Origin of the sequence: Mesorhizobium tianshanense (assembly GCF_007830515.1) — a bacterium.
Lineage (GTDB): Bacteria > Pseudomonadota > Alphaproteobacteria > Rhizobiales > Rhizobiaceae > Mesorhizobium > Mesorhizobium tianshanense.
Genome location: NZ_VLKT01000033.1, coordinates 63,255 through 90,137, shown reverse-complemented (window position 1 = coordinate 90,137; position 26,883 = coordinate 63,255). Strand labels below are relative to the sequence as shown.

Below are 26,883 nucleotides of genomic sequence, written 5' to 3'. Positions count from 1 at the left end.
AATGGTCATGGCGGGCGCTCCGAATCAATGAGCGCCCATGGAATCAGCCAATCGACAACAGCGAAAGCGCGTTAACCTGAGTTCGGAGCCCTGGGGCATAACAGGTGCGGAATTCGCTCATGGACGGCTGGTGATGCCCATCCCACGGTCCGGGCTTGCAAGACGGGTCGCACAATGGTGTAGGAGAGGCCAGCGGTACAATCACAAGCCGACCGATTTTGAATCAGACGACCGATGGCCACCCTTCAAAGAAGTGCACAGAAGCTGTTCTATTATGCGCGCAATGTCGTGCGCGATATCGCACCGCAGGCGCTGTTCCGCCGCAGGCTCGCCGGGCTGCTCGATCAGGCCAGGTTTTCTGACGGATCGGTCCGTGCACGTCTCAACCATTACAACAGATTGCAGGACGCTTTCTCGCCTGGCCCCGACGCCATGCCGGCCAGCCGCCTGCCGACAGACCGAAGCATGTATTACTATGATCTGAAGGAGTTTATCCGCTACTTCGATCCCGATTTGCTCGTCGACCTGCAATTCGGCGACATCATCAGGGTGCCGGGGGTACCGTCGATCGTCAAGGCCCGGCCGATTGCCGGCGACAACAGGAACGGGGTCCTGTTCAAACTCAACAAGTTCCGTCACTTCCACATGCCCGCCGACGGTGTCGCCTTCGCCGACAAGCTCCCGGTCGCGGTCTGGCGCGGCAAGCTCAACAACCCGATACGGACCTTGCTTCTGCAAGCCGCGCGCGATCTGCCCTTTTGCGATGTCGGCACGCCTAAACCGTCCGCGGCGCCGGAATATCGCAAGCCTTATCTGAGCATCGATCAGCAGCGGCGCTACCGCTACATCATTTCGCTCGAAGGCAACGATGTGGCGACCAACCTCAAATGGATCATGAGTTCGAATTCGCTGTGCCTGATGCCGCCGCCAACCTCCGAGACATGGTTCGCTGAAAAGCAGATCGAGGCCAACGTTCATTACGCACCGCTTGAACCGGATTTCTCGGACATTGCCGAACGGGTCCGCTATTTCGAGCGGCATCCGACTGAGGCCGAACGCATCGTGGCCGCGGCCAACGCCTATTGCCGCAAATTTGCCGACGAGCGGGCCGAGCAGGCGATCAGCCTGCTCGTGCTCTACAAATATTTCGTGCTCAGCGGCCAGATCGAGCCCGATGCCCAGGTCTGGCGTTTTATCTCAGGCTCGGCCTAGTTCCTCTGCAAAGAGGATTTGGTCTTTGACTGAGCCTGAAGGGGGCTGTGGGTAGTCGCTGCCGGCCAGTCTGCCGCCGATCGCCAACGTTGGCGAAACTCTCTCCGAGCACTGCCCGAGGCCCTAGGACGCAGATTTGAGCGCCGATTATATATGGCCTTTCGCAAGTCCCTGAGCTACCGCCTTGGTTCGCGCAGCGCTCAGTGGTTCGAAGAGGATGACGGGGCGCCCAGCGCTATCGAAGCCATGACCGAGCGTTTCAACCGTCGAGAAAACCATGGATTTCGTCTTCCCCTACTCAATGATGGGGCCGAGTTTCGGCAGGTCGAGATTGTCCAGACGCTTCGCGGCGCTCGCAAAGTCGGACTATGGCAGTTCCTTCCTTGTGGTTTGAACTCCGTTTGATAGGCGGGCGGCGGGTCAGTCGGTTGTCTTGACGGCGGGCTGGAACTAAGTTGCGCTTATGGGGTTCAAGAGCATTGCAAGAGCAGCAACATTTAGGTGCCGAAATCGCCGGCTGTACGACGACGAGCTGCATCGCAGTCGCCTTCACCTCGTCGCGCCCGATTTTTCAGGCAAGAGTATTGCGCTCATCGGTAATGCTCAGTCTATTTTTGATCGATCTGACGGCCAACTGATTGACGACCACGACATTGTGGTCCGTCTCAATCGTGGCCGCGTGGTTACCCCGAAAAGCCAAGGCAACCGGACAGATGTCCTTAGCCTTGCGAATACGCTGTCCATGGCTCAAGTCCGCGAGATGTTTGGAAATCCGCGTCTGATCTGGGTTACGCCCAGAAGGGAACTTATGCACCAAAGCATGGTTCATCAGGCCGACTGCTTCCCGATCTCGGACTGGAAGCGCCTGTACAGCCTTTTGAATGGTCGCCGACCTTCAGCCGGCTTGATCACATTGTTCTTGCTAAGGGAGAGTTTCTCCCCTGCCAGGATTTCGCTTTTTGGCTTTGATTGGAAACGTACAAACACTTTCTATCACGAAAGCGGTAACAGGCAGTCTTGGCACGACTGGGATGCCGAGCAGCGCTTGATAGCAGCATGGCATACCAGTGACCAATGTCTTGGTGGCCCTGCCCTCGAGAATTCGCCGCTCTTGTCGCAGACCGATCTGGACGGGCCTTGAAATGCGGAGTTGGTTAAGCCGACGAGGTCGCTTGAGCTAGAGGTAGTTCAATAACACACGGCCCAAGAAAAGCGGGGGACACGAATTGCTGCGGATGCTATTTCGAAGGAGGAAGGCGAAAGTCTTTGGTTTCGGGCTAAGCAAGACCGGCACGACGACACTCAAACTTTGCCTTCGCGAAATCGGTTACAGGCATAGCAGTTATGATCCCGCGCTCTTGGAAGCGTGGTCTCGCGGGCAACTCGACGAGATTTGGAGCACCATCGAGCGGCACGACAGTTTTGAGGACTGGCCGTACCCTCTGATGTCTTCGGAGATCATGGAGCGGTTCGGCCGAGACGCCTATTACATTCTCACAGTTCGGAAGGACGCTTCTACTTGGCTTGAGAGCCTCAAAAAACACGCAATGCGCCAGCCGCCAGAGCGTGCCGAGCTGCGCAGAATTGCCTATGGCCTAGATTATCCACACCTGGATGAGGCGGCAATGATAGCTCGTTACGAGGGTCACAATGCAACGGTTCAGGAGGTTGCCAGGAGGCTTGGTTTGGCGAGCCGACTCCGCGTTTTTTGCTGGGAGCACGGAGACGGATGGCAAGAACTCTGCGAGTTCTTAGGAAAATCCATTCCCCACAGACCGTTCCCACACGGAAACCGCGCGATTGCGCCCGATGCCGAAGTTTTGGCGGGGAACCAGAGGCGTCTCACCCTTCTAGCGGCCAAACAAGCGGAGACAGTCACAGCGCAGCCGCAGCGGTGAAATGCGTATTGTCTTTGCGTAATACATCCCGACAGGCCGTTCAGCTTCGCTCCCAAAACGGTCTGAATGTCCAGCGCTTCGTACGGCACAGGCCAGAGCTGACGCATCCGTTTATCTCAGGCTTGGACTAAGAGCCTCCGCGATCTTTCCGATCCTTCAGATATCATCCCGGTCGAGAACCAGATCGGCCGGGCCGAACCGGTCTTTTGCCGTGAACTGCTGGTGCCAATAGGGATAGAGCACCGGCGGCCTGCTCACCGCGTCGAGCCGCTTGCGTTCGTCGTCGGCAAGCACCAGGCTTGCAGCGGCGATGTTATCCTTGAACTGCGCTTCGGTCCGGCCGCCGATCACCAGCGAACTGACGGCAGGCCGGCCGAGCAGCCAGGCAAGCGCCACTTGCGCCGCTGACACGCCATGGCTCTTGCCGATCTCGATAAGGACATCGACGATCCGCCACAGCCGGTCCTCGTCGCGGATCGGCGGCTCCGACCAGCCGCTGAGCTGGCGCGAGGTCGCCTGCTCGCGCTGGTATTTTCCGGACAGCAATCCACCGGCAAGCGGGCTCCATACCAGCACGCCAAGCCCCTGGTCGACCGAGATCGGCAGCAGTTCGTATTCGGCTTCGCGCGCTTCCAGCGTGTAGTGGATCTGCTGGGTGACAAAGCGCGGCTGGTGCTGGCGGTCGCTGATCCCCAGCGCCTTCATCACCTGCCAGCCGGAATAATTCGAACAGCCGATATAGCGAACCTTGCCCTGGCTGACGAGCGTGTCGAGCGCGGCGATGGTTTCCTCGAGCGGCGTCGTGCCATCCCATTCGTGCAGGAAATAGATGTCGATGACATCGGTCTTGAGGCGCTTCAGGCTCTTCTCGCACTCGCGGATAAGATGGTAGCGCGACAGGCCTTCGTCGTTGGGGCCGGTGCCGATCCGCATGCGCGCTTTCGAGGCGATCAGCACGTCGCCCTTGCGTTTGCCGCCGAGCGCTTCGCCGATGATCTCTTCCGAAAGCCCGTTCGAATAGACATTGGCTGTGTCGATGACGTTGATGCCGGCGTCGATGCAGAGGTCGATCATCCGGCGCGCCTCGTCGAGATCGGTCTTGCCGACCGCCGAAAACGCGCCGGCGCCGCCGAAGGTCATGGTGCCCATGGTCAGCGTCGAAACCTTCAGCCCGGAACGGCCGAGTGTGCGGTATTCCATGTCAGATCCTCACGATTGTGTTGGGAGAGGGCTTCAAGGGCAGCCCGAAATAAGCCGGGCATTTGTAGGACAATTCGCGCGGCTTGTCGCCCCGTGACGCAGGACGGAGCGATCACATTTCGTGGATCGGAAGCGCATGAAGGGCACGCGGGCCAGCTGCAATAAAACCGTCATTGCCGGCCTGTATGCAAGTCGGCTCAGGGCTTGTACGCGGAGCAGCGCAAATGACCGAATCAAAACAGAATTCTCCGGCCAGGGATTGGCTGGAAGCGGAGCTCGCCGACACGCTCGACGAAGACTACGAACTGGAGATGTCGGAACCGGCGCTGTCGCTGGAGATCGCAAAAATCTACAAGAAGGCGCATCCGCCCTCGATCGATCGCATGCAATATTTTCGCGACCTGATCACGCTGCAATCCGAATTGATCAAGCTGCAGTCCTGGGTGGCCTACCACAAGAAGAAGCTGGTGGTGGTTTTCGAGGGCCGCGACTCGGCAGGCAAGGGCGGCGTCATCAAGCGCATCACCCAGCGGCTCAACCCGCGCATCTGCCGCGTCGTCGCGCTGCCGGCGCCGACCGAGCGCGAGAAGTCGCAGTGGTACTTCCAGCGCTACGTCCCGCATCTGCCGGCAGGCGGCGAGATCGTTCTGTTCGACCGCTCCTGGTACAACCGTTCCGGCGTCGAGCGGGTGATGGGCTTTGCTCAGCCCGATCAGGTCGAGGAGTTCTTCCGCGACGTCCCGGAGTTCGAGCGGATGCTCGTTCGTTCCGGCGTCACGCTGGTCAAATACTGGTTCTCCATCACGGACGAGGAGCAGCAGATGCGCTTCCTGATGCGCATCCACGATCCGATGAAGCAGTGGAAGCTGTCGCCGATGGACCTGCAGTCGCGCGTGCGCTGGGAGCAGTACACCAAGGCCAAGGAAGAGACGTTCGCCCGCACCAACATTCCCGAAGCCCCCTGGTTCATCGTCGAGGGCAACGACAAGAAGCGGGCGCGTCTGAACTGCATCGACCATCTCCTCAAGCAAATGCCTTATGAGGAAGTGCCGCACGAGGAGATCACGCTGCCCGAGCGCGTCTTCAATCCCGAATACGAGCGCCAGGTGCTGCCGCGCGAGCTGTACGTGCCTGAGAAGTATTGAGCGCTAGCTGGGCGCGCCGCGGTCATCGAGGCGCCTACGCTGCAGATGCGCGTCAGCCCTTCAGCATCTCCGCCACCTCGGGCGCGAAGTAGGTTAGGATGCCGTCGCAGCCGGCGCGCTTGAAGGCCAGCAATGATTCCAGCATCACCTTGTCGCCGTCGATCCAGCCATTGGCGGCGGCCGCTCTGATCATCGAATATTCGCCCGACACCTGATAGGCGAAGGTCGGCATCCGGAACTCGTCCTTCAGCCGGCGGATGATGTCGAGATAGGGCAGGCCGGGCTTGACCATCAGCATGTCGGCGCCCTCGGCGAGGTCCTGCTCGGCCTCGCGCAGCGCCTCGTCGGAATTGGCGTGGTCGAGATAGTAGGTCTTCTTGTCGCCCTTGAGCAGGCCGGCGGTGCCGACCGCCTCGCGGTACGGACCGTAGAAGGCGGACGCGAACTTCGTCGCGTAGGACATGATCGCCACGTCCTGAAACCCATTGGCGTCGAGCGCATCGCGGATGGCGCCGATGCGGCCGTCCATCATGTCGGAAGGGGCAATGATATCGGCGCCGGCCGCCGCCTGGATGACGGCAGCCGCCGTGATCTGCTCCACCGTCTCGTCGTTGACGATGATGCCGTCGCGCAAGATGCCGTCGTGGCCATGCGAGGTGAAAGGATCAAGCGCCGCGTCGGTGATGATGCCGATCTCGGGCACCGCGTGCTTGATGGCGCGCGTGGTGCGGTTGATGACGTTTTCCGGGTCGAGGATGTGCGATCCGGTCTGGTCGCGCAGGCCGAGTTCGACATTGGGGAAGGTGGCGATCGCTGGAATGCCGAGCTTTGCCGCGCGCTCGGCCTCCTTGACGGCAAGGTCGAGCGACAGCCGGAAGACGCCGGGCATGGCGGCGATCGGTTCGCGGATATTTTTCCCATCGACGACGAAAATCGGCCAGATCAAATCATCGACGCTCAGCCGGTTCTCCCGGACGAGGCGGCGCGACCAGTCGGCCTTGCGCATGCGGCGCAAACGGCGGCTGCCGGTGATCTCGTCGACGCTGCGCGCGCCGGCAGCTTTTGCAGGGGTGAATTTGTTCATCGCCAAAACTCCGGATCGGGCAGCCTTACCACGAGCCTTCGCCGCTGACCAATGCGACACGATTGTGCCAGGCTGGCATTGCCTGGATACCGGTATACTCATTCCGGCTGACCGTTGCCCGACAGCACCTGCGCCGCACCCCGCATGGCGACGCGGAACGCTTCGTCGAAACTGACGCCGCGCACCTGCCAACTGTAGGTTTTGCCGCCCGTGGCAAGCCGCCAATCGGCGATCCAGCCCAATTCCCCGTCGCTCCAGGCGATGCTGCCGGCAAGCGCCTGGTCGGCGCCGGCCTGTTTGGCGGCGTTGTCCAGAGCCGCCATGTCAGTCTCGTGCAGCGCCTTGTCGGTCAGCCCGGATTCGGAGAGTAGCGACGCCTCGGAAAATGCGATGCGCATCGCGAGTGGTTCGGCGGCATTCACGAACGACTCACGCATCGGTGCGCTGCGCTCGTCGTCGGAGGCCAGCGCGAAATGGCTTCCGCCTCGCTCGGTTGCGAGGAAGATCGCCAGCCGCGGCCGCTCGGCAAGCCACGGCCTGCTGCCGAGCGATGCCAGCACCGGGTCGATGACGGCGGGTTTGTAGAGGCAAGTAAGATCGTGCGGCCGGTCATGCGTGCCCTGTTCGTCGTGGATCGGGATGCCTTCCATCCGGTCGCGGTAGCGGAATTCGGCGACGAAGCTGCCAGCCTTGTCGCGCAGTGCCGCCATGGCAGGCTTTTTCGGCAACCGCTGATCGCCGGAGACCCTGACCAGAACCGCATCCAGGCAGGCCTTGAAGCCGATCTGGCGGTTTTCCTCGCCCTGTCCAGTGACGATGGTTTTCGCGCGGTAGAGACCGTCACCGGCCGATGCGGGACGAGCGGCCGCGCATGCCGCCATCAGCCCGATCGCCACAAGGGCAAGATGCAAAAACTGCGGCATGGCTCACCGTCCGGTTCGAAAGCCCGTCATCAAGATGGTCAGTTCTAGCATTGGGCTCCGGCGGTGGCCAAGGCGGCAGGATTGCGCCGCCGCCATTGACGCACCCATGCGCCACGCTTTAGCAGTTTAGTCCCGCAGGCGCGGGGGAGGGATTCTCTTACGATGGATTTTGGTGGCGGCGACGAGATCTGCTTCGAACGATTGGGCAGGGCTGGCATCGTCACGCTGACGCGGCCGCGGGCGCTCAACGCCGTCACCCATCGCATGGTCGGGGCACTCGACAAGGCGCTGCGCGCCTGGGAGCGGGACGACGGCGTCGATGTCGTCGTCGTCAAGGCCGAGGGCAGGGCGTTTTCGGCCGGCGGCGACATCCTCCACATCTACGAGGCCGGCCGGGCGGGAAAGCCGCCGGTCGATTTCTTCGCCGACGAATACCGGCTGAACGCCCGCATCGCCCGGTTCGGCAAACCCTATGTCGCGCTGATCGACGGCATCGTCATGGGCGGCGGCGTCGGCATCTCGTTCCACGGCTCGCAGCGGGTGCTGACCGAGAACGCCCAGTTCGCCATGCCGGAAGTCGGCATCGGCTTTTTCCCGGATGTCGGCGCCAGTCATCTCCTGCCGGCCCTTGCCGGCAGTTTCGGTAGGTATCTGGCCCTGACCGGAAACCGCATCCGCTATGGCGACGCTTTGTGGTCGGGCCTGGCGACGCATACGATCAAGGCGCAGGACCAGGCCGGCATTCTCGGCCGGCTGATTGCGACCGGCGACCCGGAATCGGCGCTGCGCGGCTTTTCCGTCCCGGCCCGGCGCGAGACAGACAGTCCGACACTGGAAGCGATCGCCCGGCATTTCGCGCAACCGTCGCTGGGGGACGTCATCGGCAGCCTGGAGCGCGCCGCACCAGCCGATGAATTCGCGGCAAAGACGCTGGCGACGATCCGCACCCGCTCGCCGACCAGCCTGCATGTCGCCTGGCGCGAGATCAGTGCCGGGCTGACGCTATCGATGGACGAATGCATGCGGATGGAGTTCCGCATCCTCAACCGCATGCTTGCGGGCCACGATTTTTACGAAGGCATCCGCGCAGCCATCATCGACAAGGGTTCGACGCCGCAATGGCGGCCGGCCGGCATCGATGCGGTCAGCGCTGCCGACATCGATGCCTATTTCGCGCCCCTCGGCGAACGGGAACTCGAGCTGTGAGCGAGGTCACGTCGAGACGCGTCGTGCTCCAGCCCACAATGGTCGAGGTCATCTTCGCCTGGTTCCAGCGCGCCATATCGGGCTACTGCCTGTTGTTCGGGATCTTGTATTGGATCCGGCTGATCGGCTTCTACCCCGGCTCGTTGTGGCGCTTCGACCTGATGCCGGTGCATTGGCAGGTGGCGGCGGTGATGCTCGCCGTCTTCTTTCCCTTCGCCGCCGCCGGCCTGTGGATGCTGGCCTCCTGGGGGCCGGTGATCTGGTTCATCTGCGCGGCGACCGAAACCATCATGTATGCCGGCTTTCCCGAACTCTTCGGCCGCCGGCCGCTGATCGTCGCCTCGCATGCGGCGGTGGCGCTGCTCTACATCGTCTTTCGCGTGGCGATCTGGATGCAGAAGCGCCGGACCCGGTGATGGGGCCGACGCCCCGAATCATTGGCTAAATCTTTAGGTTAATCATCCTTGTTCGGGTGACCCTTCGTTAAGCCTCTTTCGAAAGCTATTACCGGTAAGCTCTTGTTAGCCCTAGCGTTTAAGTCGAATTTTATGAGTATTCGATAGTGTCGCGATCAAGGTGAAAAACAAAAAATCACCAGGCGACAAACGAGAGGCAAAGACAATGATCAATTCCCGTCCGGCGGCGAAGACCGCCAACGTATCCGACGACCGCCGCGAGGCAATCCGTTCGCTGTACATGGAATCGCTGCAGCTGGTGGAGCGGCTGCACCGCCGTCTGCTTGACGTGATCAAGGACGAATTCGACCGCAACGGCCGTTCCGACATCAACGCCATCCAGGCGCTGCTGCTCTTCAACATCGGCAATTCGGAGCTGACCGCCGGCGAACTGCGCTCACGCGGCTACTATCTCGGCTCGAACGTCTCCTACAATCTGAAGAAGCTGGTCGATCTCGGCTTCATCAACCACCAGCGCTCGCGCATCGACCGCCGTTCGGTGCGGGTCTCGCTGACGCCGAAGGGCAATGCGGTGGCGGAAGTCGTCGCCGGCCTCTACGAGCGCCATGTCGGCTCGATCGAGCAGGTTGGCGGCATCAACACGGAAGAGTTCAAGCAGATGAACCGCGCCCTGCAGCGGCTCGACCGCTTCTGGAACGATACGATCGCCTACCGCATGTAAGGCATATCCGCAGCATGAAGGGGAACCGCGCAGAAAGAGGCGCGGTCGGGGAGCCACCAGTCAAAGACCGGTGCCGAAAAGCACCGGTCTTTCCGTTTCGCGAGGCCAGCCGATCCAAATCGCGGTCAGGGCCACGTTGCCGCCATATTCCCGGTGAAAGCGAGAATGCGGGTGATGTTGCGGCGAAAGCCAAGCGTCCCCTGAACGCGCGTTGCGCCCGGCGCGTTCTTACACCGAATTGGCAGGGCCATGGTTGGCTAATTGTTAAGGATGCCAACACTAGAGTGCGGGCGAGATCGCCCGGTGAAAGAATTGTTACTGGAATGTCTGGAGCGTACATGAGAACCAGTCGCCGTTTCTTCCTTTCCGGAGCCTCCGCGTTGGCAGCAACGATGGTCGCCGGTGGCGCCAGCGCGCAGGACGTGATCGCGGATATCCTGAAATCCTCGGGCCGCAGCAACTGGGACGACCAGTTCGACGCTCGCGCCAGCCAGGGCGGCAAGGTGGCCTCGACGCTGCCGATCGTCAGCCTGCAGACCGTTGCGTATACCGAGCAGGCGATCGCGCAATATCAGAACATTGCTATGCAGGGCGGTTGGGGGCCGGTTCCGGACACCAAGAAATTGCAGCTCGGCGTCGTTGACCCCGACGTGGTGCCGTTGCGCAGGCGCTTGATGATTTCGGGCGACCTGGCGCAGGGCGCCGGCATTTCAGAGGCCTTCGATTCCTATGTCGACTCGGCGGTCAAGCGCTTCCAGGCGCGTCACGGCCTGCCCGCCGACGGGACCCTTGGCCAATATACGTATGCGGCAATGAATGTTTCTGCGCAGGTCCGGCTTGGCCAGCTACAGACCAATCTGCAGCGGCTGAACGAGCGCGCCGGCACGCTGGGCAACCGTTATGTATTGGTCGATATCCCGGGCGCCCAGATCGAGGCGGTCGAGAACGACCGTGTCGTGCTGCGCCACACCGCCGTTGTCGGCAAGATCGACCGCCAGACGCCAATCGTCGATTCCAAGATCAACGAGATCATCGTCAATCCCTACTGGAACGCGCCCGTCTCGATCGTGCGCAAGGATATCATTCCGCTGATGCGGAAGGACCCCAACTATCTCAAGGACAGCAATATCCGTCTGTTCGCTCCGGATGGCAGCGAGGTCGATCCGCTGACCGTGGACTGGTCGACCGACGACGCCGAGAAATACCGCTTCCGCCAGGATCCGGGCGCCGGCAATGCGATGGCCTCGGTCAAGATCAATTTCCCGAGCCCGGACGGCGTCTACATGCACGACACGCCGCAGCAGAGCCTGTTCGGCAAGATGATGCGCTTCGATTCCTCGGGCTGCGTGCGCGTCCAGAACGTGCGCGACCTCGTCACCTGGATCCTGCGCGACACGCCGGGCTGGACCCGCCAGCATTTCGAGGCTTCGATCAAGAGCGGCGAGAACATCCCGGTGCAGGTCACCAATCCGGTTCCGGTCTATTTCCTCTACATCTCGGCCTGGTCGACGGGGCCTGGCGTCGTGCAGTTCCGCGACGACATCTACGGGCTCGACGGAGCCAACGAGCTGCAGATCACCTCTTCGCTCTAAGCGACTGATCTTGTTTCTGAAAAGGCCGCCGGTGAAGGCGGCCTTTTTGTATCCGGCTGGAGGGCGCGCTTTGCGCAGGGGTCGGAAAGCGCCGTTCGGTACAGGCCATGCAAGTCGCCATCTTCATCCTGATCGTGCTCGTCTTCGTCGCGGTTTCCGGCGCGCTGGTCCGGCTGGTGCGGGTGCCGTTGCCGGTGCTGCAGATTGCCATAGGGGCCGCACTCGCTTGGCCGGTGCGCGGCATCCATGTCGAGATCGATCCCGAGCTTTTCCTGCTGGTGTTCATCCCGCCACTGCTGTTCGGCGACGCCTATGGCGCGCCGAAGCGCGAGTTGCTGGCGCTGCGCGGGCCGATCCTCGACCTTGCCATCGGGCTGGTCTTCTTCACCATCGTCGGCTTCGGCTACGCCTTGCACTGGCTGGTGCCGAGCGTTCCGCTCGTCGTCGCTTTCGCGCTTGCCGCGGTGCTGTCGCCGACCGATGCGGTGGCCGTGTCCTCGATCGTTGACAAGAATGTGGTTCCGGCGCGGCTGATGCACATTCTGGAAGGCGAGTCGCTGCTCAACGACGCGTCAGGGCTGGTCATGTTCCGCTTCGCCGTGGCGGCGGCGTTGACTGGCAGCTTTTCCTTCGCCGCCGCATCCCTGAGTTTCCTCTACGCCGTGGCAGTCGGCATCCTGGCCGGCGTGGTGGCACTGTTCGTTGCCGCCAAGGCGCTGCAACTGCTGAACCGCATCGGCGGCGTTCCGGCCGAGGCGCAGGTGCTGATCATGATCTTGCTGCCTTTCGTCGCCTATCTCGGCGCGGAACATTTCGAAGCCTCGGGCATCCTGGCGGCGGTCACCGCCGGTCTGCTGACCGGCGGTGCAGGAATTTTCCGTTTCCTCGGAGTTTCGGCGCGCATGCAGACGATGTCGCTGTGGACGACGCTGTCCTTCGTCTTCAACGGCGCGCTCTTCATCCTGCTTGGCCTGCAGCTTCCCGACATCATCCGCAAGGTACCGCCCGAACTCACCAGCCGGCATTGGCTCATCGAGCCGGTCGCCACGGTGCTGGTCTTGACGCTGTGCCTGATCGGCCTGCGTTGCCTGTGGATCTGGGTCGGCGACATCGCGGCGCGCCTTGCCGCGCGGCTCGGCAAGCGCAAGGCCGAGCCGTTCGGCCTGCGCGTGCGGCTCGCCGGTTCGGTGGCCGGCGTGCGCGGCGCGATAACGCTGGCCGGCATCCTGTCGCTGCCGCTCGCCATGCCGGACGGTTCACCCTTTCCGGCTCGCGATGTTGTCATCTTCCTCGCCGCCGGCGTCATCATCTGCTCGCTGGCTATCGCCAGCCTTGCGTTGCCGAAGATCGCGCGCGGGCTGGTCGAGCCGGGCGAGGATCCAGGGGCGGCCGAGGGGCGGCTGGCGCGCGTCGGCGCGGCCAACGCGGCCATTGCCCGCATCGAGAGCATAGCCAATGACGGCGCCGAAGGGGAGGAGGCCGGCGCCCGGCTGGCGATAGCCGACAGCATCGTCGCCGGCTACCGGCGCCGCATCGCAGCGTCCGACGAGGCCGATGAAGCGCGCGCCGAGGCCCGCGAAGCCGGGCGGCTGGAACTCGAGTTGCGCCTCGCTGGCATCGAGGCAGAGCGTACAGCCGTGCGTGCCATGTTTCGCAGCCGCGAAATCAACGATCATACGATGCGGGCGCTGTTTACCGAGATCACCCTCACCGAGGCCCTGCTGAAGGGCCGGCAGGCGCGGAAATAGCAACCGCGGACCCGCGCTGCCGCAATCCGGCCAGCAAATTTCGCGCTGCAAACGTGGCGGGGCGAGAGCAACTGTGTTAATGGCGCGGCAGACCCCCCGGACCTCAAGGATAGCAAGCCATGGCAACAGCAGCGGCAGTGTCGAACAAATTCGAATCCTTCTTCGAAACCACGCTGGCCGATGCCGATCCGGAGATTTTCGGCGCGATCCGCAACGAACTCGGCCGCCAGCGCCACGAGATCGAGCTGATCGCGTCGGAAAACATCGTCTCCCGCGCCGTGCTGGAGGCGCAAGGGTCGATCATGACCAACAAATACGCCGAGGGCTATCCGGGCAAGCGCTACTATGGCGGCTGCCAGTTCGTCGACGTGGCCGAGGAACTGGCGATCGAGCGCGCCAAGAAACTGTTCGGCTGCAATTTCGCCAACGTCCAGCCGAATTCCGGCAGCCAGATGAACCAGGCGGTGTTCCTGGCGCTGCTGCAGCCCGGCGACACCTTCATGGGGCTCGACCTGAACTCGGGCGGGCATCTGACCCATGGCTCGCCGGTCAACATGAGCGGCAAATGGTTCAAGGTCGTCTCCTACGGCGTGCGCAGGGACGATCATCTGCTCGACATGGATGCGATCGAGAAGACCGCCCACGAGACCAGGCCGAAGCTGATCCTGGCCGGCGGCACCGCCTATTCGCGCGTCTGGGACTGGAAGCGCTTTCGCGAGATCGCCGACTCGATCGGCGCCTATCTGATGGTCGACATGGCCCACATCGCCGGCTTGGTCGCCGGCGGCGTGCATCCGTCGCCGCTGCCATATGCCCATGTGGTGACCACCACCACGCACAAATCGCTGCGCGGCCCACGCGGCGGCATGATCCTGTGCAACGACGAGGACATCGCCAAGAAGATGAATTCGGCCGTGTTTCCGGGCCTGCAGGGCGGGCCGCTGATGCATGTCATCGCCGCCAAGGCGGTGGCGCTGGGCGAGGCACTGAAGCCAAGCTTCAAGATCTATGCCGAGAGCGTCGCCGCCAATGCCAAGGCGCTTGCGTCCAGCCTGCAGGAGACAGGCCTCGACATCGTGTCCGGCGGCACCGACAATCATCTGATGCTGGTCGACCTCAGGCCCAAGAACGCCACCGGCAAGCGTGCCGAGGCAGCGCTTGGCCGCGCCAACATCACATGCAACAAGAACGGCATTCCTTTCGATCCCGAAAAGCCGTTCGTCACCTCGGGCGTGCGGCTCGGCACGCCGGCCGGCACCACGCGTGGCTTCGGCCAAGCCGAGTTCCGCGAGATCGGCAAGCTGATCGCCGAGGTGCTGGACGGGCTCAAGGCCGCGAATTCCGACGAAGGCAATGCAGCCGTCGAGGCAGCGGTGAAGGCGAAGGTGCAGGCGTTGACGGATCGTTTTCCGCTCTATCCATACCTCGGTTGACCTGACACAGGCCGTCACCCCTTATCGGCCGGACAGAAATGGGCGGTTCGGACAAGGAGCCTTGACGATGACGCGAATTTTCCGCCTTGCCGGCTTTGGCGCTCTTGCTGCGCTCGCCACGGTGAGCCCCTTGCCGCTATCCGGGTTCGCCTTGGCGCAGGCCGCGTCCACCCAGGATGCGCCCGCCCAGGCGGCGCCCAAGATGGAGACCTTCGGCACGTGGTCCACCATCGTCGACGAGGTCGACACCGGCCAGGATGTGCGCAAGACCTGCGCCGCCTCGACCGCCTTTCTCGACGCGAGCGGTACCAGCGGTACCCTGACGCTCGCCATCTCGAACGGCGATGCATTGCCGCCCGACGGCTATCCGACCCTTGTCATCGCCTTGAAAAACAAGGAACTGCCGACTGGCGAGAACATTCCGGCGGTGTTCGGCGACGCCAACGGCAAGGTCAAGGCGACCGTCAATGCCATTTCGGATGGCGGCGGACAGTGGATGATGAACAACAAGACCGAGACCAGCCTGGCGCTGCTGCGGGCCATGCGCCGTGCCAGCGCACTCGATGTCACATTCGCCGACAAGCCGGTCGCGACGGTATCGATGGACGGCTTCACCAAGGCCTATCGCAGCCTCGGCGTATCATGCGGCTTCCCGACCGGTGACGTCGCACCGTAATCGCCGGTATTGCCGTCTGGGATGATGCTGGCAATTTTCCGCGCGCCTCGCTATCTCTGAGGCGCGAGAGGCTTTCACCGATACTTTGCCATCGCGGCAAAAACCTCTAAGCCTTTCGCTCCACGAGAATCGCGAACCGAAGGCCTTCCATGCGCTGTCCCTACTGCCAGTCCGAAGATACGCAGGTGAAGGATTCGCGCCCCGCCGAAGACGGCGCGGCGATCCGCCGGCGGCGCGTCTGCCCCGATTGCGGCGGTCGCTTCACCACCTTCGAGCGCGTGCAGTTGCGCGATCTCGTCGTCGTTAAAAAATCCGGCCGCAAGGTGCCGTTCGATCGTGACAAGCTGCTGCGCTCGGTGGAGATCGCGGTGCGCAAGCGCAATGTCGATCCCGAGCGCATCGACCGCGCGGTGACCGGCATCGTGCGCCAGCTCGAAAGCTCGGGTGAGACCGAAGTCGCCTCGGGCGAAGTCGGTCGCCTGGTGATGGAGGCGCTGAAGTCGCTCGACGATGTCGCCTATGTGCGCTTCGCCTCGGTCTATCGCAATTTCCGCGAGGCCAAGGATTTCCACGACGTGCTGGGTGAACTGAAGGGTGACGAGCTCAAGGAAGAGGACGGCGGCTGAGCATGGCGGGGTCCGGGCGCAGCCAAGCCGAACAAGAGGTTCTTGATCGCCGCTTCATGGCGGCGGCCCTCAGGCTGTCGCGGAAGAACGCCGGGCGGACCTCGACCAATCCCTCGGTCGGCACGCTGATCGTACGCGACGACGCCACCGGACCGATGATCGTCGGCACCGGCGTCACCGCTGTCGGCGGCCGGCCGCATGCCGAGACCGAGGCGTTGGCCGAGGCCGGCGAACTCGCACGCGGCGCCACCGCCTATGTCACGCTGGAGCCCTGCGCTCATCACGGCCGCACACCACCTTGCGCCAACGCACTGGTCAATGCCGGCGTCGCGCGGGTGGTCGGGGCGGCGAGCGACCCCGATCCACGCGTGTCCGGCGAGGGTTACGCCATCCTGCGCGCTGCCGGTGTCGAGGTGGTCGAAAAGGTGCTCGCTGCCGAGGCCGCCGAGCAGATGGCCGGCTACATGATTCGATCTCTCAAAAAGCGCCCGGAAGTGATTCTGAAACTTGCGCTTTCCAACGACGGCAAGATCGGCGTGGAAGGCGAGGGGCAGGTTTCGATCACCGGTGACATCGCCCGGCGCGAAGTCTATCTGATGCGGGCCGAGGCCGACGGCATATTGATCGGCATCGGCACGGCGCTGGAGGATGATCCTGCGCTGACGGTGCGGTTGCCGGGGCTGGAGAACCGTTCGCCGGCGCGCATCGTGCTCGACCGCCAGATCAGGCTGCCGGAGACGTCGAAACTGGTCGCCGGCGTCGACCGGGTTCCACTTTATGTCGCCGCCTGCGCCGAAGCCGATCCGCACCGGCGGGCCGCGCTCGAACGCGCCGGCGTGCGTTTCATCGGCACCGAGACGTATGAAGGCGATATCGCGCTGCCGGAACTGCTCGAGGATCTGGCCGCGCTCGGCATGGCGAGCGTGCTGGTCGAGGGTGGTGCCAAGGTGGCCAAGGCCTTCCTCGCCGAAGGGCTGGTCGACCGCATCGTGCTGTTCCAGGGGCAGGAGCCGATCGGCAAGGGCGGCATTGCATCGCCCATCGACGCCAATCATATCCCGGCAGGATTTCGCAAATTGCGCGACATGCGTTTCGGCGAAGACAGCTATGCCGAGTGGATAAAACCATGATCCCAAAAGTGGGAACCGGTTTTTGGACAGGATCATGGTCAAACTGAAAGATAGAGCCTGATGTTCACCGGGATTGTCACCGATGTCGGCACCGTTGCTGCCGTGAAGCCGCTGAGAGAGGGCGTCGGCCTGCGCATCGACACCGCCTATGACCCGCAGACCATCGCCATCGGTGCCTCGATTTCCTGCGGCGGCGTCTGCCTGACGGTGACGGCGCTGCCGGAAAGCGGCGCCAATGCACGCTGGTTCGAGGTCGAGGCCTGGGAAGAGGCGCTCAGGCTGACGACAGCCATGGGCTGGAAATCCGGCACGAGGATCAATCTGGAGCGGGCGCTGAAGATCGGCGACGAGCTCGGCGGCCACATTGTATCGGGCCATGTCGACGGCATGGCCGAGATCGTGGCGCGCAAGGAGGAAGGCGACGCCGTGCGCTTCACGCTGGAAGCGCCGCGCGAGCTGGCCAAATTCATCGCGCCAAAGGGCTCCGTCGCGCTCGACGGCACCTCGCTCACCGTCAACAAGGTCGAAGGCACGCGCTTTGACGTGCTGCTGATCCATCACTCGCTGACGGTGACCACCTGGGGCGAACGCCAGGTCGGCGACCGGGTAAACCTGGAAATCGACACAATGGCCCGCTATGCGGCGCGCTTGGCGGAGGCGGCGAAGGAAGGCCTATAGCCGTCAGATGATGGATATGCCTCTAGCCGTCCTTAAGGCATCAAATTGATCGATGACCCTGAAAACCTTGTCTATGAAGGGGTTAGGGATCTCGACAGTTCGAAGACCTATAAGGACCTACTTTACGGTGATGTGCATGAGCAGGTCCAGGCTATTCTCAGCATATCGCAGCACGACGATTGGTATTTCGCGCAGGATGTCTGCCTAAAATACCCGCGCCATCCCAATCCGGATGTGCGGAACATTTCTATTATTGGGTTGAGCCATGTCGCGCGCATCCATCGTGCTATCGAGATAGGTTCTGTTTTGGAGCTTGTCAGCGATCTTAGCAACGCCGGGCGTGACCACGCTTCCATTGAAGACATGTTTAACGACATCATGATCTTTGTCGTTCAGCAGGGGCGGCGAGCGGTCTAACTCGGTGGACCCAGCCGCCGCCGGGAAATCGGACCTAGCCTTTCGGACAAAGCTTGCGAATGCGGCCGCTTCGGCCTAAGTCACCGGCGATCCCCGGAGACATTTATGGCTGGCACATCCCAACACGGCAAAGCGTTCATCCGCCCGAAGAAGAAGGCCCACCTTCTTGTCATCGAGGCGCGCTTCCACGACGATCTTGCCGACGCGCTGCTGGAAGGCGCGACAAGCGCGCTCGAGGAAGCGGGCGCGACATACGATGTCGTCACCGTTCCGGGTTCGCTCGAAATTCCCGCGGTGATTTCCTTCGCGCTCGACGGCGCCGCCGAAGGCGGGCCGAGCTATGACGGCTTTGTCGCCCTCGGCACCGTCGTGCGCGGTGACACCTATCATTTCGACATCGTCGCCAATGAATCCAGCCGTGCCCTGATGGACCTCTCCGTGCAGGAAGCGGTCTGCATCGGCAACGGCATCCTGACCACCGAAAATGACGAGCAGGCCTGGACGCGGGCCAGGCGTTCGGAGGGCGACAAGGGCGGCTTTGCCGCGCGCGCGGCGCTGACTATGATTGCCCTGAAGCAACAGCTGGGAGAGCGACCGTGAGCGAACCCGCATCACCCGGCCAACCCGCGACACGCCACGCCAACAAGCGTGGCGCTGCCCGTCTGGCCGCCGTGCAGGCGCTCTACCAGATGGATGTGGCCGGCAGCGGCATCTTCGAGATCACCGCCGAATACGAAGCATTCAGGCTTGGCAAGGAAGTCGACGGCGCGCTCTATCGCGAGGCGGACGCGCAATGGTTTCGCGCCATCCTCGCGGGCGTGGTCGAGAACCAGAAGACCATCGATCCGATCATCCGCCAGGCGCTGACCGAGGACTGGCCGTTGTCCAGGCTCGATTCGACGCTGCGAGCCATCCTACGCGCCGGCGTCTACGAACTGATGAAGCGAGAGGACGTGCCGGTGGCCGTCATCGTTTCGGAATATGTCGATATCGCCAAGGCGTTTTACGAAGAAGACGAGCCGAAGCTGGTCAACGCGGTGCTCGATCGCGTGTCGCGCCGGGTGCGCGGCGAGGGGCGTGGCAAGGACGCTTCATGACCGCCATCGTCATCACCGATGCCCGCAGGGAAGCGCGCCGCACGGCGCTCATCCTTGCCGCTTCGCAGGCAATCATCGGTTCGGCCGCACCCATCGCCATTTCCATGGGTGGGTTGGCCGGGCACTATCTGCTTGCCGCCGACAAGTCGCTGGCGACGGCGCCGATCACCGGCTTCAACGTCGGCGTGGCGCTCGGCGCATTGCCGGCCGCCGCCATCATCCGCCGGCTCGGCCAGCGCGACGGCTTCATGACCGGCACGATCGTCACCGCGCTCGGTGGTCTGGTCGCCACACTGGCGCTGTTCCACGCGAGCTTTTGGCTGTTCGCGTTCGGCCTGTTGGTGATCGGCATCGGCGGTGCCTTCGTCCAGCAATTCCGTTTCGCCGCTGCCGACAACGCGCCGTCTGAATTCAAGGCGCGCGCCATCTCTTTCGTGCTGGCCGGCGGCATCGTCACCGCCATCCTTGGGCCGCAGATCGTCATCTTCACCCGCGAATTGTTTGCGCCGGTGATGTTTGCCGGCTCGTTCGCGTCCATCCTGGTTCTGGCGGCGGTCGGCGCCGTCATCCTGTCGCTCCTGCGCATCCCGGCCAAGGCAACGGGCAAAGTGGAAATCGCCGACGGCGACGCGCGGCCGCTCTCCGAGATCGTGACAAGGCCGCGCTTCGTGGCGGCGCTGTTCTGTGCCGTCGGCAGCTACGCGCTGATGAGCTTCGTCATGACCGGCGCACCGCTGGCCATGGTCGGCTGCGGCCTGTCGACGGACGATGCCACGCTCGGCATTTCCTGGCATGTCATGGCAATGTTCGCGCCGAGCTTTTTCACCGGCTCGCTGATCCATCGCTTCGGCGCCGAACGGATCGTCGCGACCGGCCTTGTGTTGCTGATCGGTTGTGCCGTGGTGGCGCTGTCGGGACTGGCGCTATGGCAGTTCTGGGCGGCGCTGATCCTGCTTGGCCTCGGCTGGAATTTCAGCTTCATCGGCGCCACTGCCATGGTGGCTGACAGCTACCGGCCATCCGAAAAGGGCAAGGTCCAGGGCTTTCACGACTTCGTCCTGTTCGGCTCCGTCGCCTTCGCCTCACTGATGTCGGGCGCCGTCTACAATGCCTGGGGCTGGGACATGCTGAACTGGATCATCTTCCCGGTGACGGTGCTGTGCTTCGTGGCATTGGGCGTGTTGAAGATGACGAACGCGAGGCAGACCAGCGCATGACCCCGAACCAAAGGCTCGGAAAGGATCATGCGCAAAATCAAAAGTGCTACAGCGTCCTTTGCGCGTCCAAACGGACGGCGCTGTAATGACATGACGCTGTCGGGACGAGGCGGCAACGGCCTCACCTGCATTCGAACAAAATTATTGCGGCCATCAACCGGCTGGTCGAGCCGACCTCGGGCGTGATCAGGCTCGACGGCGCCGACAACCGCTCGCTGCCCGGCTACGAGCTGCGCCGCAGCATTGGCTACGCCATCCAGGGCCATGGACTGTTTCCGCATCGCACGGTGGCGCAGAACATCGCCACCGTGGCGCTCGCCATCCTGGTCACCAGGCCGGTCGGCGTCGAATTCCTGCCGCTGTCGCGCAGCCTGGTCAATATCGGCCAGACCTTTCCGCCGGTGGCGGTGCTGGCGCTGGCCGTGCCGGCCGTCGGTTTTGGTGAGAAGCCGACGCTGATCGCGCTGTTTCTCTATGGCCTGCTGCCGATCTTCGAGAACGCGCTGACCGGCCTGACGACGCTGCCGGTCAATGTGGTCGAGGCGGCGCGCGGCGCCGGCATGACCGGCTGGCAAAGGCTGGTCAAGGTCGAGCTGCCGCTCAGCGCGCCGATCATTCTCGCCGGCGTCCGGCTGTCGGTGGTCATCAGCCTCGCCACCGCGACGATCGGCTCGACCGTGGCGGCCAAGACGCTGGGCGAGGTGATCATTGCCGGTCTGCTGTCGAACAACTTCGCCTTCGTCCTGCAGGGCGGCCTGATCGTCGCCGCCCTTGCCGTGCTGATCTATGACGGGCTGTCGGCGATCGAGCGCTACACGGCACGCCGCATGGGGCGGGAGACGAGATAGCGTGCTGATATTCGTCGTCCAGCCCGACGGCGACCTGCGCAAAAGCCGACGACCGCCAGCCGATTTCAATCGATCTAATTGGGTGGCGGCGCTGGCGAACATGTCGCCGCCCATGGCTTTTGGGCGAAAGCCGGGCAAAAACCGAACAATATCTTGACGTTCGCAACCCTGTTTCGCATAAGCCGGTGCGAAGGGAGCGGATTCCGCGCACGGAATCCGCTTTCCGTCTCAACGGCCCAGGGAGGGGTTCTTTTGGGCCATCAATCGAGGAAAATTCGGCAATGACCATAATTTCCGCTGTCATCGCCTGCGGCCTGCTTTCAGTCCTTTACGCCATCTGGGCGACACGTTCGGTCCTCGCGGCCGATCAGGGCAATCAGCGTATGCAGGAAATCTCCGCGGCCATCCGCGAAGGCGCGCAGGCCTATCTGGCGCGCCAGTACACCACCATCGCCATCGTCGGCGTCGTGGTGCTGCTGCTCGCGTGGTGGCTGCTTTCGATCACCGCCGCCATAGGCTTCCTGATTGGCGCCGTTTTGTCGGGCGCCGCCGGTTTCATCGGCATGCACGTCTCGGTGCGCGCCAATGTCCGCACCGCGCAGGCGGCTTCCAACAGCCTCGCGGCCGGCCTCGAGATCGCCTTCAAGTCGGGAGCCATCACCGGCATGCTGGTCGCTGGCCTGGCCCTGCTCGGCGTGTCGATCTACTACCTGATCCTGACCCAATTCATGGGCCTTCAGCCCGACGACCGCACCGTCATCGACGCGCTGGTTTCGCTCGGCTTCGGCGCCTCGCTGATCTCGATCTTCGCCCGTCTCGGCGGCGGCATCTTCACCAAGGGTGCCGACGTCGGCGGCGATCTCGTCGGCAAGGTCGAAGCCGGCATTCCCGAAGATGATCCGCGCAATCCGGCCACCATCGCCGACAATGTCGGCGACAATGTCGGCGACTGCGCCGGCATGGCCGCCGACCTGTTCGAGACCTATGCGGTGACCGTGGTCGCCACCATGGTCCTCGCCGCCATCTTCTTCGGCGGCACCGCCGTTCTCGGCGCCACGATGCTCTATCCGCTGGCCATCTGCGGCGCCTGCATCCTGACTTCCATCGTCGGCACTTTCTTCGTCAAGCTCGGCTCCAACGGCTCGATCATGGGCGCGCTCTACAAGGGCCTGATCGTCACCGGCCTGTTGTCGATCGTCGGGCTCGGCGCCGCCACCTCGTTAACGCTGGGCTGGGGCGAGATCGGCACGGTCGCCGGCATGGCCATCACCGGCAAGAACCTGTTCATCTGCGGCCTGATCGGTCTCGCGGTAACCGGCCTCATCGTGGTGATCACCGAATATTATACCGGCACCGACAAGCGTCCGGTGAACTCCATCGCCCAGGCGTCGGTCACCGGTCACGGCACCAACGTCATCCAGGGCCTTGCGGTCTCGCTGGAATCGACGGCGCTTCCGGCGATCGTCATCGTCGGCGGCATCATTTCGACCTACCAGTTCGCCGGCCTCTACGGCACGGCGATCGCGGTCACCACGATGCTCGGCCTCGCCGGCATGATCGTCGCGCTCGACGCCTTCGGTCCGGTCACCGACAATGCCGGCGGCATTGCCGAAATGGCTGGCTTGCCCAAGGAAGTGCGCCAATCCACCGACGCGCTCGACGCCGTCGGCAACACCACCAAGGCGGTGACCAAGGGCTACGCCATCGGTTCGGCCGGTCTCGGCGCGCTGGTGCTGTTCGCGGCCTACTCCAACGACCTGAAGTTCTTTGCCGCCAATGGCGACAAATATCCTTACTTCCAGGGCATGGGCGAAGTCTCTTTCGACCTCTCCAACCCTTACGTCGTCGCCGGTCTCATCTTCGGCGGCCTGATCCCGTATCTGTTCGGCGGCATAGCCATGACGGCCGTCGGCCGCGCGGCGGGCGCCATCGTTGAGGAGGTGCGCAAGCAGTTCCGCGAGGATCCGGGCATCATGGCCGGCACCTCGAAGCCGAACTATGCGCGTGCGGTCGACCTTCTGACCAAGGCGGCGATCCGGGAAATGATCATTCCGTCGCTGCTGCCGGTGCTGGCGCCGCTGGTCGTCTATTTCGGCGTGCTGCTGATCTCGGGCTCGAAGGCGTCCGCCTTTGCAGCACTTGGCGCCTCGCTGCTCGGCGTCATCGTCAACGGCCTGTTCGTCGCCATCTCGATGACCTCTGGCGGCGGCGCCTGGGACAACGCGAAAAAATCGTTTGAGGACGGCTTCACCGACAAGGACGGCGTCAAGCACCTCAAGGGCTCCGAAGCGCACAAGGCCTCGGTGACCGGCGATACGGTCGGCGATCCCTACAAGGACACCGCCGGTCCGGCAGTCAACCCGGCGATCAAGATCACCAACATCGTCGCCCTGCTGCTGCTTGCCGTGCTCGCGCACGGCTGAGGCCGCTCGGCCTTTCCAGGGCCGAAATCCGGAACCAAACCCGCGGGAGCGATCCCGCGGGTTTTGTTTTGGATGCCTGTGACGGGTCAGGGCTGCTTTCAAGCGTCCGAGGTCCGAAACCCGCGGCAATGCCCGCTGTCTCGAAACAAAAAACCGCGGGATCGCTCCCGCGGGTTTTCGGTCGCCTGAGATGGGTACTGCTTCCAGCGAAGAAGGAAAGGAGAAAGGAAGAGGAGCTGATTCTGTCCGGATTGATCAGGTGCCGGGCGAGCTGCCGGCGCCGCCGGGGAGGCCAGGCGCCAGCTTGCTGGCGCCGTTGATGATCTGGCTGAGGAAGTTCTGGTCCTTGCCGCCGGTCGGCGTGGTCCGTGAGATGAAGTCGAACACCTTGCCGTCCTTCAAGCCGTAATTGGCGATCTGGGAGACGCGTCCGTCCTCGCCGAAATAGACGGCCAGCACCTTCTGATCGACCAGCCTCGGCTTGTCGAAGGCGACGTAACGCTTGCGCGTCTGTGAGATGTAGTAGAAGGCCTCATTGTCGAACGTCGCCTTCGTCGACGGGGTGCCGAGCGCCAGAAGCACCTGTTCGCGGCTCGAGCCGACCGGCACCAGGTCGATCGCCTGCTGGTCGATGACATAGCCCTGCGTCAGCGTCTCGCTCGGATTGAGATCGCCGATCATCTTTGACGAGTTGCAGGCGGAAAGCGCCGAAGCAACCGCCAGCAGCGAGATCGCGCCGGCGGACTTGGGCAGAAAAGTCGATTTGAATTTCAGCGCGCGCAACTACAACTCCATTAGCTGGCCGCAACTTGCGCTGGGCCGCAAAACCGGTAAACCAGCTTGCTCGCCGATGCAACAAGGCCAGTTCAACAAACGGTCCCCAGGAGACCACCCTCAATGTTCCAGCGCCTTTTTGGCCGCGAACGTCACGCCAACCGCGCTATCACCGAGGCGCTTTACGCACAAATCGTGGCAGCGGCGCGGCAGACTTTGTTTTATTCCGAGTGGAATGTACCGGACACCCCGCTTGGCCGCTTCGAGATGCTGTCGCTGCACATGTTCCTGTTCCAGCACCGGCTGCGCGGGGAGGGCGGTGTTGCCGCGGAGGTCGCGCAGGTGCTGATCGACGAGTTCTTCATGGATGTCGAGCATTCGCTGCGGGAACTGGGCATCGGCGACGTCGGTGTGCCGAAGCGCATGAAGAAACTGGCGAAGATGTTCTATGGCCGCACCGCCGCCTATGACGATGCGCTGGAACGAAACGACCAGGATGCACTCGCCGCCGCTCTTGCCCGCAATGTCAGGCCCGATGCCGGTGCCTGGCCGCAGGCAACGCATCTGGCCGGCTACGTCGCCGACGCCTCTAGGCAACTCGCGGAACAGCCGACCGAATCGATTGTTTCCGGCACAGTGGCATTCCCCGCCGCCAAGACTATCTAAGGAAAAGATGAAAAACGCCGATCCCAAGAGCCCCGTGTCCTTCGTGGCCAATGTCGCCCGGCTGCCGCAAAAGGGGCTGCCGGTGGTGATCGAGGCCGACGCCGCGCAGCGTGCCGCGCTGGCAAGCGAGCATGAGTTGCTTTCGGTCGAGAGCTACCGCGCCGAACTGCTGGTGGCGCCATGGAAACGCAACGGCGTCACGGTCAGCGGCCGTGTCGAAGCCGACGTCACCCAGGCCTGCATCGTCACCCTAGACCCGGTCGAGGCGCATATCGACGAGGCGGTCGACGGACTGTTCCTGCCGGAGCAGTCCAAGCTCGGGCGGCAGGGTTTCGAGGGCGGCGGCGAGATTCTGCTCGATGCCGAAGGGCCGGACAGCCCGGAGACATTTTCCGGCAACACGATCGATGTTGGGGCGCTCGCCGAACAGTTCTTTGGACTGGCGATCGATCCCTATCCGCGCAAGCAAGGCGTGTCGCTGGAGGCTGCCGACGATGCCGGGACTGCGGAAAGCGAATTCCAGCAAAAGCTGCGTTCCCTGCTGGGAAAATCCTGAAACCCTACCCAATCGGAGAAAAGCCGGTTGTGCGGCAGCCTAAAACCGCTATTTTCGCCGAACCTTCGCGAGCCCCGAACCGTCGCAAGCGCCAGGCGCTCGCTCAAACTGTGAGATGATTACCGCGTGATCAGGATTTCCATCGATGCCATGGGCGGCGATCACGGACCAAGCGTGGTCATCCCGGCGCTCATGACGGTCGCGACCCGGCGTCCCGACATCCGCTTCGTCATATATGGTCGCGAGGAGGCGGTGCGCCCCGAGCTCGCAAAATTCCCCAAGTTGGCGGCAGTGAGCGAGTTCATCCACTGCGAGATAGCGGTCAGCATGGACGACAAGCCGAGCCAGGCGCTGCGCCACGGCCGCTGGAAGTCGTCGATGTGGAAAGCGGTCGAGGCAGTCAAGGCAGGCACTGCCGATGCCTGCGTCTCGGCCGGCAACACCGGTGCTTTGATGGCAATGTCGAAATTCTGCCTTCGCACCATGGCGACCATCGATCGCCCGGCGATCGCGGCGCTCTGGCCGACATTGCGCGGCGAAAGCGTGGTGCTGGACGTCGGCGCCACCATCGGCGCGGATGCGCATCAACTGATCGATTTCGCCATTCTGGGCACCGGCATGGCGCGCTCGGTTTTTGGCATCGAACGGCCGAGCGTCGGTCTGCTCAATGTCGGCGTCGAGGAGATCAAGGGCCAGGAAGAGGTCAAGGAGGCGGGCCGCATGTTGCGCGAAGCCAACATGGCCTCGATGAACTACCATGGTTTCGTCGAGGGCGACGACATCGGCAAGGGCGCTGTCGACGTGGTGGTCACCGAAGGATTTGCCGGCAACATCGCGCTGAAGACGGCGGAAGGCACGGTAAGACAGATCGCCGGTTACCTGCGTGCCGCGATGAACCGGACGCTGATGGCCAGGATCGGCTATATATTCGCCAAGGGCGCCTTCGATCGCCTGCGCGAAAAGATGGATGTCGGCCGCTCCAACGGCGGTGTTTTCTTGGGGCTGAACGGCATTGTGGTGAAAAGCCATGGCGGGGCTGATTCGGATGGCTTCGCGGCGGCGATCGAGCTTGGCTACGACATGGTGCGCAACAATCTGCTCGATCGCATCGAAGCCGATCTCGACCTGTTCCATGCGCGCAATCCGCATGCCCAGACATCCAGGAAATCCGACGTCGTTGCCGACGCAAAGGAATAG

The 26,883-nt window shown here is 63.0% G+C and carries 26 protein-coding genes and 1 pseudogene; 23 read left to right on the top strand and 4 right to left on the bottom strand.

Annotation, left to right across the window (positions count from 1 at the left end):
* Positions 1–234: 234 nt before the first annotated feature.
* The 3 genes from IQ26_RS24345 to IQ26_RS24335 all read left to right on the top strand — a co-directional run bounded on the left by IQ26_RS24345 (position 235) and on the right by IQ26_RS24335 (position 3,110).
* Positions 235–1,212 (top strand): glycosyl transferase family 90, encoded by a 978-nt coding sequence (locus IQ26_RS24345; protein WP_145720856.1) that lies wholly within the window; start codon positions 235–237, stop codon positions 1,210–1,212.
* Between the two features lie 463 nt (positions 1,213–1,675).
* Complete coding sequence (locus IQ26_RS24340) at positions 1,676–2,353, top strand: glycosyltransferase family 29 protein (RefSeq protein ID WP_145720855.1); 678 nt, start codon at positions 1,676–1,678, stop codon at positions 2,351–2,353.
* 94 nt (positions 2,354–2,447) lie between these two features.
* Positions 2,448–3,110: a sulfotransferase family protein gene (locus IQ26_RS24335; RefSeq protein WP_240547208.1), complete on the top strand. Its 663-nt coding sequence runs from the start codon at positions 2,448–2,450 to the stop codon at positions 3,108–3,110.
* Positions 3,111–3,266: 156 nt separating this feature from the next.
* On the opposite strand, the gene IQ26_RS24330 is transcribed toward IQ26_RS24335, so the two are convergent.
* Positions 3,267–4,310, bottom strand: a complete 1,044-nt coding sequence (locus IQ26_RS24330) for an aldo/keto reductase (RefSeq protein WP_145720853.1) — start codon at positions 4,308–4,310, stop codon at positions 3,267–3,269.
* Positions 4,311–4,534: 224 nt separating this feature from the next.
* Between IQ26_RS24330 and ppk2 the strand changes: the two genes are divergently transcribed.
* Entirely contained in the window at positions 4,535–5,455 is a 921-nt protein-coding gene (ppk2, locus tag IQ26_RS24325; protein ID WP_145720852.1) for a polyphosphate kinase 2, read from the top strand.
* Between the two features lie 52 nt (positions 5,456–5,507).
* Here the strand turns inward: ppk2 and hemB are convergent, their stop codons facing one another.
* The gene (gene hemB / locus IQ26_RS24320) at positions 5,508–6,539 is read right to left on the bottom strand and encodes a porphobilinogen synthase (protein ID WP_145720851.1); all 1,032 of its coding nucleotides are present in this window, start codon (positions 6,537–6,539) and stop codon (positions 5,508–5,510) included.
* A gap of 98 nt (positions 6,540–6,637) precedes the next feature.
* Positions 6,638–7,462, bottom strand: a complete 825-nt coding sequence (locus IQ26_RS24315; RefSeq protein WP_145720850.1) for a DUF2066 domain-containing protein — start codon at positions 7,460–7,462, stop codon at positions 6,638–6,640.
* Positions 7,463–7,624: 162 nt separating this feature from the next.
* Here IQ26_RS24315 and IQ26_RS24310 point away from each other — a divergent pair, with 162 nt between their 5' ends.
* From IQ26_RS24310 to IQ26_RS24235, 16 genes and pseudogenes are all read left to right on the top strand, one after another.
* The gene (locus IQ26_RS24310) at positions 7,625–8,668 is read left to right on the top strand and encodes an enoyl-CoA hydratase/isomerase family protein (protein ID WP_145720849.1); all 1,044 of its coding nucleotides are present in this window, start codon (positions 7,625–7,627) and stop codon (positions 8,666–8,668) included.
* Positions 8,665–9,084 carry a DUF6163 family protein gene (locus IQ26_RS24305; RefSeq protein ID WP_145720848.1) on the top strand — a complete coding sequence of 140 codons (420 nt, stop codon included), beginning with the start codon at positions 8,665–8,667 and terminating at the stop codon, positions 9,082–9,084. The genes IQ26_RS24310 and IQ26_RS24305 overlap by 4 nt, the downstream gene beginning before the upstream one ends.
* 205 nt (positions 9,085–9,289) lie before the next feature.
* Positions 9,290–9,805 (top strand): transcriptional regulator LdtR, encoded by a 516-nt coding sequence (ldtR, locus tag IQ26_RS24300; RefSeq protein ID WP_126041144.1) that lies wholly within the window; start codon positions 9,290–9,292, stop codon positions 9,803–9,805.
* Between the two features lie 338 nt (positions 9,806–10,143).
* On the top strand, positions 10,144–11,397 hold the full coding sequence (locus IQ26_RS24295; RefSeq protein ID WP_145720847.1) for a L,D-transpeptidase family protein: 1,254 nt from the start codon (positions 10,144–10,146) through the stop codon (positions 11,395–11,397).
* Between the two features lie 107 nt (positions 11,398–11,504).
* The gene (locus tag IQ26_RS24290; RefSeq protein WP_145720846.1) at positions 11,505–13,145 is read left to right on the top strand and encodes a Na+/H+ antiporter; all 1,641 of its coding nucleotides are present in this window, start codon (positions 11,505–11,507) and stop codon (positions 13,143–13,145) included.
* A 119-nt stretch (positions 13,146–13,264) separates the two neighbouring features.
* Positions 13,265–14,578 (top strand): serine hydroxymethyltransferase, encoded by a 1,314-nt coding sequence (gene glyA, locus IQ26_RS24285; RefSeq protein WP_145720845.1) that lies wholly within the window; start codon positions 13,265–13,267, stop codon positions 14,576–14,578.
* A gap of 67 nt (positions 14,579–14,645) precedes the next feature.
* A complete protein-coding gene (locus tag IQ26_RS24280; protein WP_145720844.1) occupies positions 14,646–15,254 on the top strand; it encodes an invasion associated locus B family protein in 609 nt (202 codons plus the stop codon).
* Positions 15,255–15,403: 149 nt separating this feature from the next.
* The gene (nrdR, locus tag IQ26_RS24275) at positions 15,404–15,880 is read left to right on the top strand and encodes a transcriptional regulator NrdR (RefSeq protein WP_145720843.1); all 477 of its coding nucleotides are present in this window, start codon (positions 15,404–15,406) and stop codon (positions 15,878–15,880) included.
* A gap of 2 nt (positions 15,881–15,882) precedes the next feature.
* Entirely contained in the window at positions 15,883–17,010 is a 1,128-nt protein-coding gene (ribD, locus tag IQ26_RS24270) for a bifunctional diaminohydroxyphosphoribosylaminopyrimidine deaminase/5-amino-6-(5-phosphoribosylamino)uracil reductase RibD (RefSeq protein WP_145720842.1), read from the top strand.
* 60 nt (positions 17,011–17,070) lie between these two features.
* Positions 17,071–17,688, top strand: coding sequence for a riboflavin synthase (locus tag IQ26_RS24265; protein ID WP_145720841.1), 618 nt, complete (start codon positions 17,071–17,073; stop codon positions 17,686–17,688).
* Positions 17,689–17,733: 45 nt separating this feature from the next.
* Positions 17,734–18,105 (top strand): hypothetical protein, encoded by a 372-nt coding sequence (locus IQ26_RS24260; protein WP_145720840.1) that lies wholly within the window; start codon positions 17,734–17,736, stop codon positions 18,103–18,105.
* A gap of 105 nt (positions 18,106–18,210) precedes the next feature.
* Complete coding sequence (ribH, locus tag IQ26_RS24255) at positions 18,211–18,705, top strand: 6,7-dimethyl-8-ribityllumazine synthase (RefSeq protein ID WP_145720839.1); 495 nt, start codon at positions 18,211–18,213, stop codon at positions 18,703–18,705.
* Positions 18,702–19,202, top strand: a complete 501-nt coding sequence (nusB, locus tag IQ26_RS24250) for a transcription antitermination factor NusB (RefSeq protein WP_145720838.1) — start codon at positions 18,702–18,704, stop codon at positions 19,200–19,202. Before ribH ends, nusB begins: the two co-directional genes overlap by 4 nt.
* Complete coding sequence (locus tag IQ26_RS24245; RefSeq protein WP_145720837.1) at positions 19,199–20,419, top strand: MFS transporter; 1,221 nt, start codon at positions 19,199–19,201, stop codon at positions 20,417–20,419. The genes nusB and IQ26_RS24245 overlap by 4 nt, the downstream gene beginning before the upstream one ends.
* A 224-nt stretch (positions 20,420–20,643) precedes the next feature.
* Positions 20,644–21,267 (top strand): annotated as a pseudogene (locus IQ26_RS24240) (ABC transporter permease); the annotation flags it as partial.
* 281 nt (positions 21,268–21,548) lie between these two features.
* Positions 21,549–23,690: a sodium-translocating pyrophosphatase gene (locus tag IQ26_RS24235; RefSeq protein WP_145720836.1), complete on the top strand. Its 2,142-nt coding sequence runs from the start codon at positions 21,549–21,551 to the stop codon at positions 23,688–23,690.
* Between the two features lie 255 nt (positions 23,691–23,945).
* Here IQ26_RS24235 and IQ26_RS24230 read toward each other — a convergent pair whose 3' ends face one another.
* The gene (locus tag IQ26_RS24230; protein ID WP_145720835.1) at positions 23,946–24,473 is read right to left on the bottom strand and encodes an outer membrane protein assembly factor BamE; all 528 of its coding nucleotides are present in this window, start codon (positions 24,471–24,473) and stop codon (positions 23,946–23,948) included.
* Between the two features lie 114 nt (positions 24,474–24,587).
* Here IQ26_RS24230 and IQ26_RS24225 point away from each other — a divergent pair, with 114 nt between their 5' ends.
* The 3 genes from IQ26_RS24225 (at position 24,588) to plsX (ending at position 26,883) form a co-directional block, all read left to right on the top strand.
* Positions 24,588–25,130, top strand: coding sequence for a ubiquinol-cytochrome C chaperone family protein (locus IQ26_RS24225; RefSeq protein ID WP_145720834.1), 543 nt, complete (start codon positions 24,588–24,590; stop codon positions 25,128–25,130).
* Between the two features lie 7 nt (positions 25,131–25,137).
* Positions 25,138–25,686, top strand: coding sequence for a YceD family protein (locus IQ26_RS24220; RefSeq protein WP_145720833.1), 549 nt, complete (start codon positions 25,138–25,140; stop codon positions 25,684–25,686).
* 126 nt (positions 25,687–25,812) lie between these two features.
* Entirely contained in the window at positions 25,813–26,883 is a 1,071-nt protein-coding gene (gene plsX, locus IQ26_RS24215) for a phosphate acyltransferase PlsX (protein ID WP_145720832.1), read from the top strand.

Bases quoted from the DNA above. Each gene is read 5' to 3' on its own strand.
- glyA (WP_145720845.1), top strand. From the start codon at position 13,265: ATGGCAACAGCAGCGGCAGTGTCGAACAAATTCGAATCCTTCTTCGAA.
- IQ26_RS24295 (WP_145720847.1), top strand. From the start codon at position 10,144: ATGAGAACCAGTCGCCGTTTCTTCCTTTCCGGAGCCTCCGCGTTGGCA.
- IQ26_RS24335 (WP_240547208.1), top strand. From the start codon at position 2,448: ATGCTATTTCGAAGGAGGAAGGCGAAAGTCTTTGGTTTCGGGCTAAGC.
- IQ26_RS24310 (WP_145720849.1), top strand. From the start codon at position 7,625: ATGGATTTTGGTGGCGGCGACGAGATCTGCTTCGAACGATTGGGCAGG.
- ribD (WP_145720842.1), top strand. From the start codon at position 15,883: ATGGCGGGGTCCGGGCGCAGCCAAGCCGAACAAGAGGTTCTTGATCGC.
- IQ26_RS24235 (WP_145720836.1), top strand. From the start codon at position 21,549: ATGACCATAATTTCCGCTGTCATCGCCTGCGGCCTGCTTTCAGTCCTT.
- nrdR (WP_145720843.1), top strand. From the start codon at position 15,404: ATGCGCTGTCCCTACTGCCAGTCCGAAGATACGCAGGTGAAGGATTCG.
- IQ26_RS24340 (WP_145720855.1), top strand. From the start codon at position 1,676: ATGGGGTTCAAGAGCATTGCAAGAGCAGCAACATTTAGGTGCCGAAAT.
- hemB (WP_145720851.1), bottom strand. From the start codon at position 6,539: ATGAACAAATTCACCCCTGCAAAAGCTGCCGGCGCGCGCAGCGTCGAC.
- ribH (WP_145720839.1), top strand. From the start codon at position 18,211: ATGGCTGGCACATCCCAACACGGCAAAGCGTTCATCCGCCCGAAGAAG.
- IQ26_RS24290 (WP_145720846.1), top strand. From the start codon at position 11,505: ATGCAAGTCGCCATCTTCATCCTGATCGTGCTCGTCTTCGTCGCGGTT.
- IQ26_RS24225 (WP_145720834.1), top strand. From the start codon at position 24,588: ATGTTCCAGCGCCTTTTTGGCCGCGAACGTCACGCCAACCGCGCTATC.
- IQ26_RS24315 (WP_145720850.1), bottom strand. From the start codon at position 7,462: ATGCCGCAGTTTTTGCATCTTGCCCTTGTGGCGATCGGGCTGATGGCG.
- IQ26_RS24345 (WP_145720856.1), top strand. From the start codon at position 235: ATGGCCACCCTTCAAAGAAGTGCACAGAAGCTGTTCTATTATGCGCGC.
- ppk2 (WP_145720852.1), top strand. From the start codon at position 4,535: ATGACCGAATCAAAACAGAATTCTCCGGCCAGGGATTGGCTGGAAGCG.
- ldtR (WP_126041144.1), top strand. From the start codon at position 9,290: ATGATCAATTCCCGTCCGGCGGCGAAGACCGCCAACGTATCCGACGAC.
- IQ26_RS24280 (WP_145720844.1), top strand. From the start codon at position 14,646: ATGACGCGAATTTTCCGCCTTGCCGGCTTTGGCGCTCTTGCTGCGCTC.
- IQ26_RS24220 (WP_145720833.1), top strand. From the start codon at position 25,138: ATGAAAAACGCCGATCCCAAGAGCCCCGTGTCCTTCGTGGCCAATGTC.
- IQ26_RS24330 (WP_145720853.1), bottom strand. From the start codon at position 4,310: ATGGAATACCGCACACTCGGCCGTTCCGGGCTGAAGGTTTCGACGCTG.
- IQ26_RS24265 (WP_145720841.1), top strand. From the start codon at position 17,071: ATGTTCACCGGGATTGTCACCGATGTCGGCACCGTTGCTGCCGTGAAG.
- IQ26_RS24245 (WP_145720837.1), top strand. From the start codon at position 19,199: ATGACCGCCATCGTCATCACCGATGCCCGCAGGGAAGCGCGCCGCACG.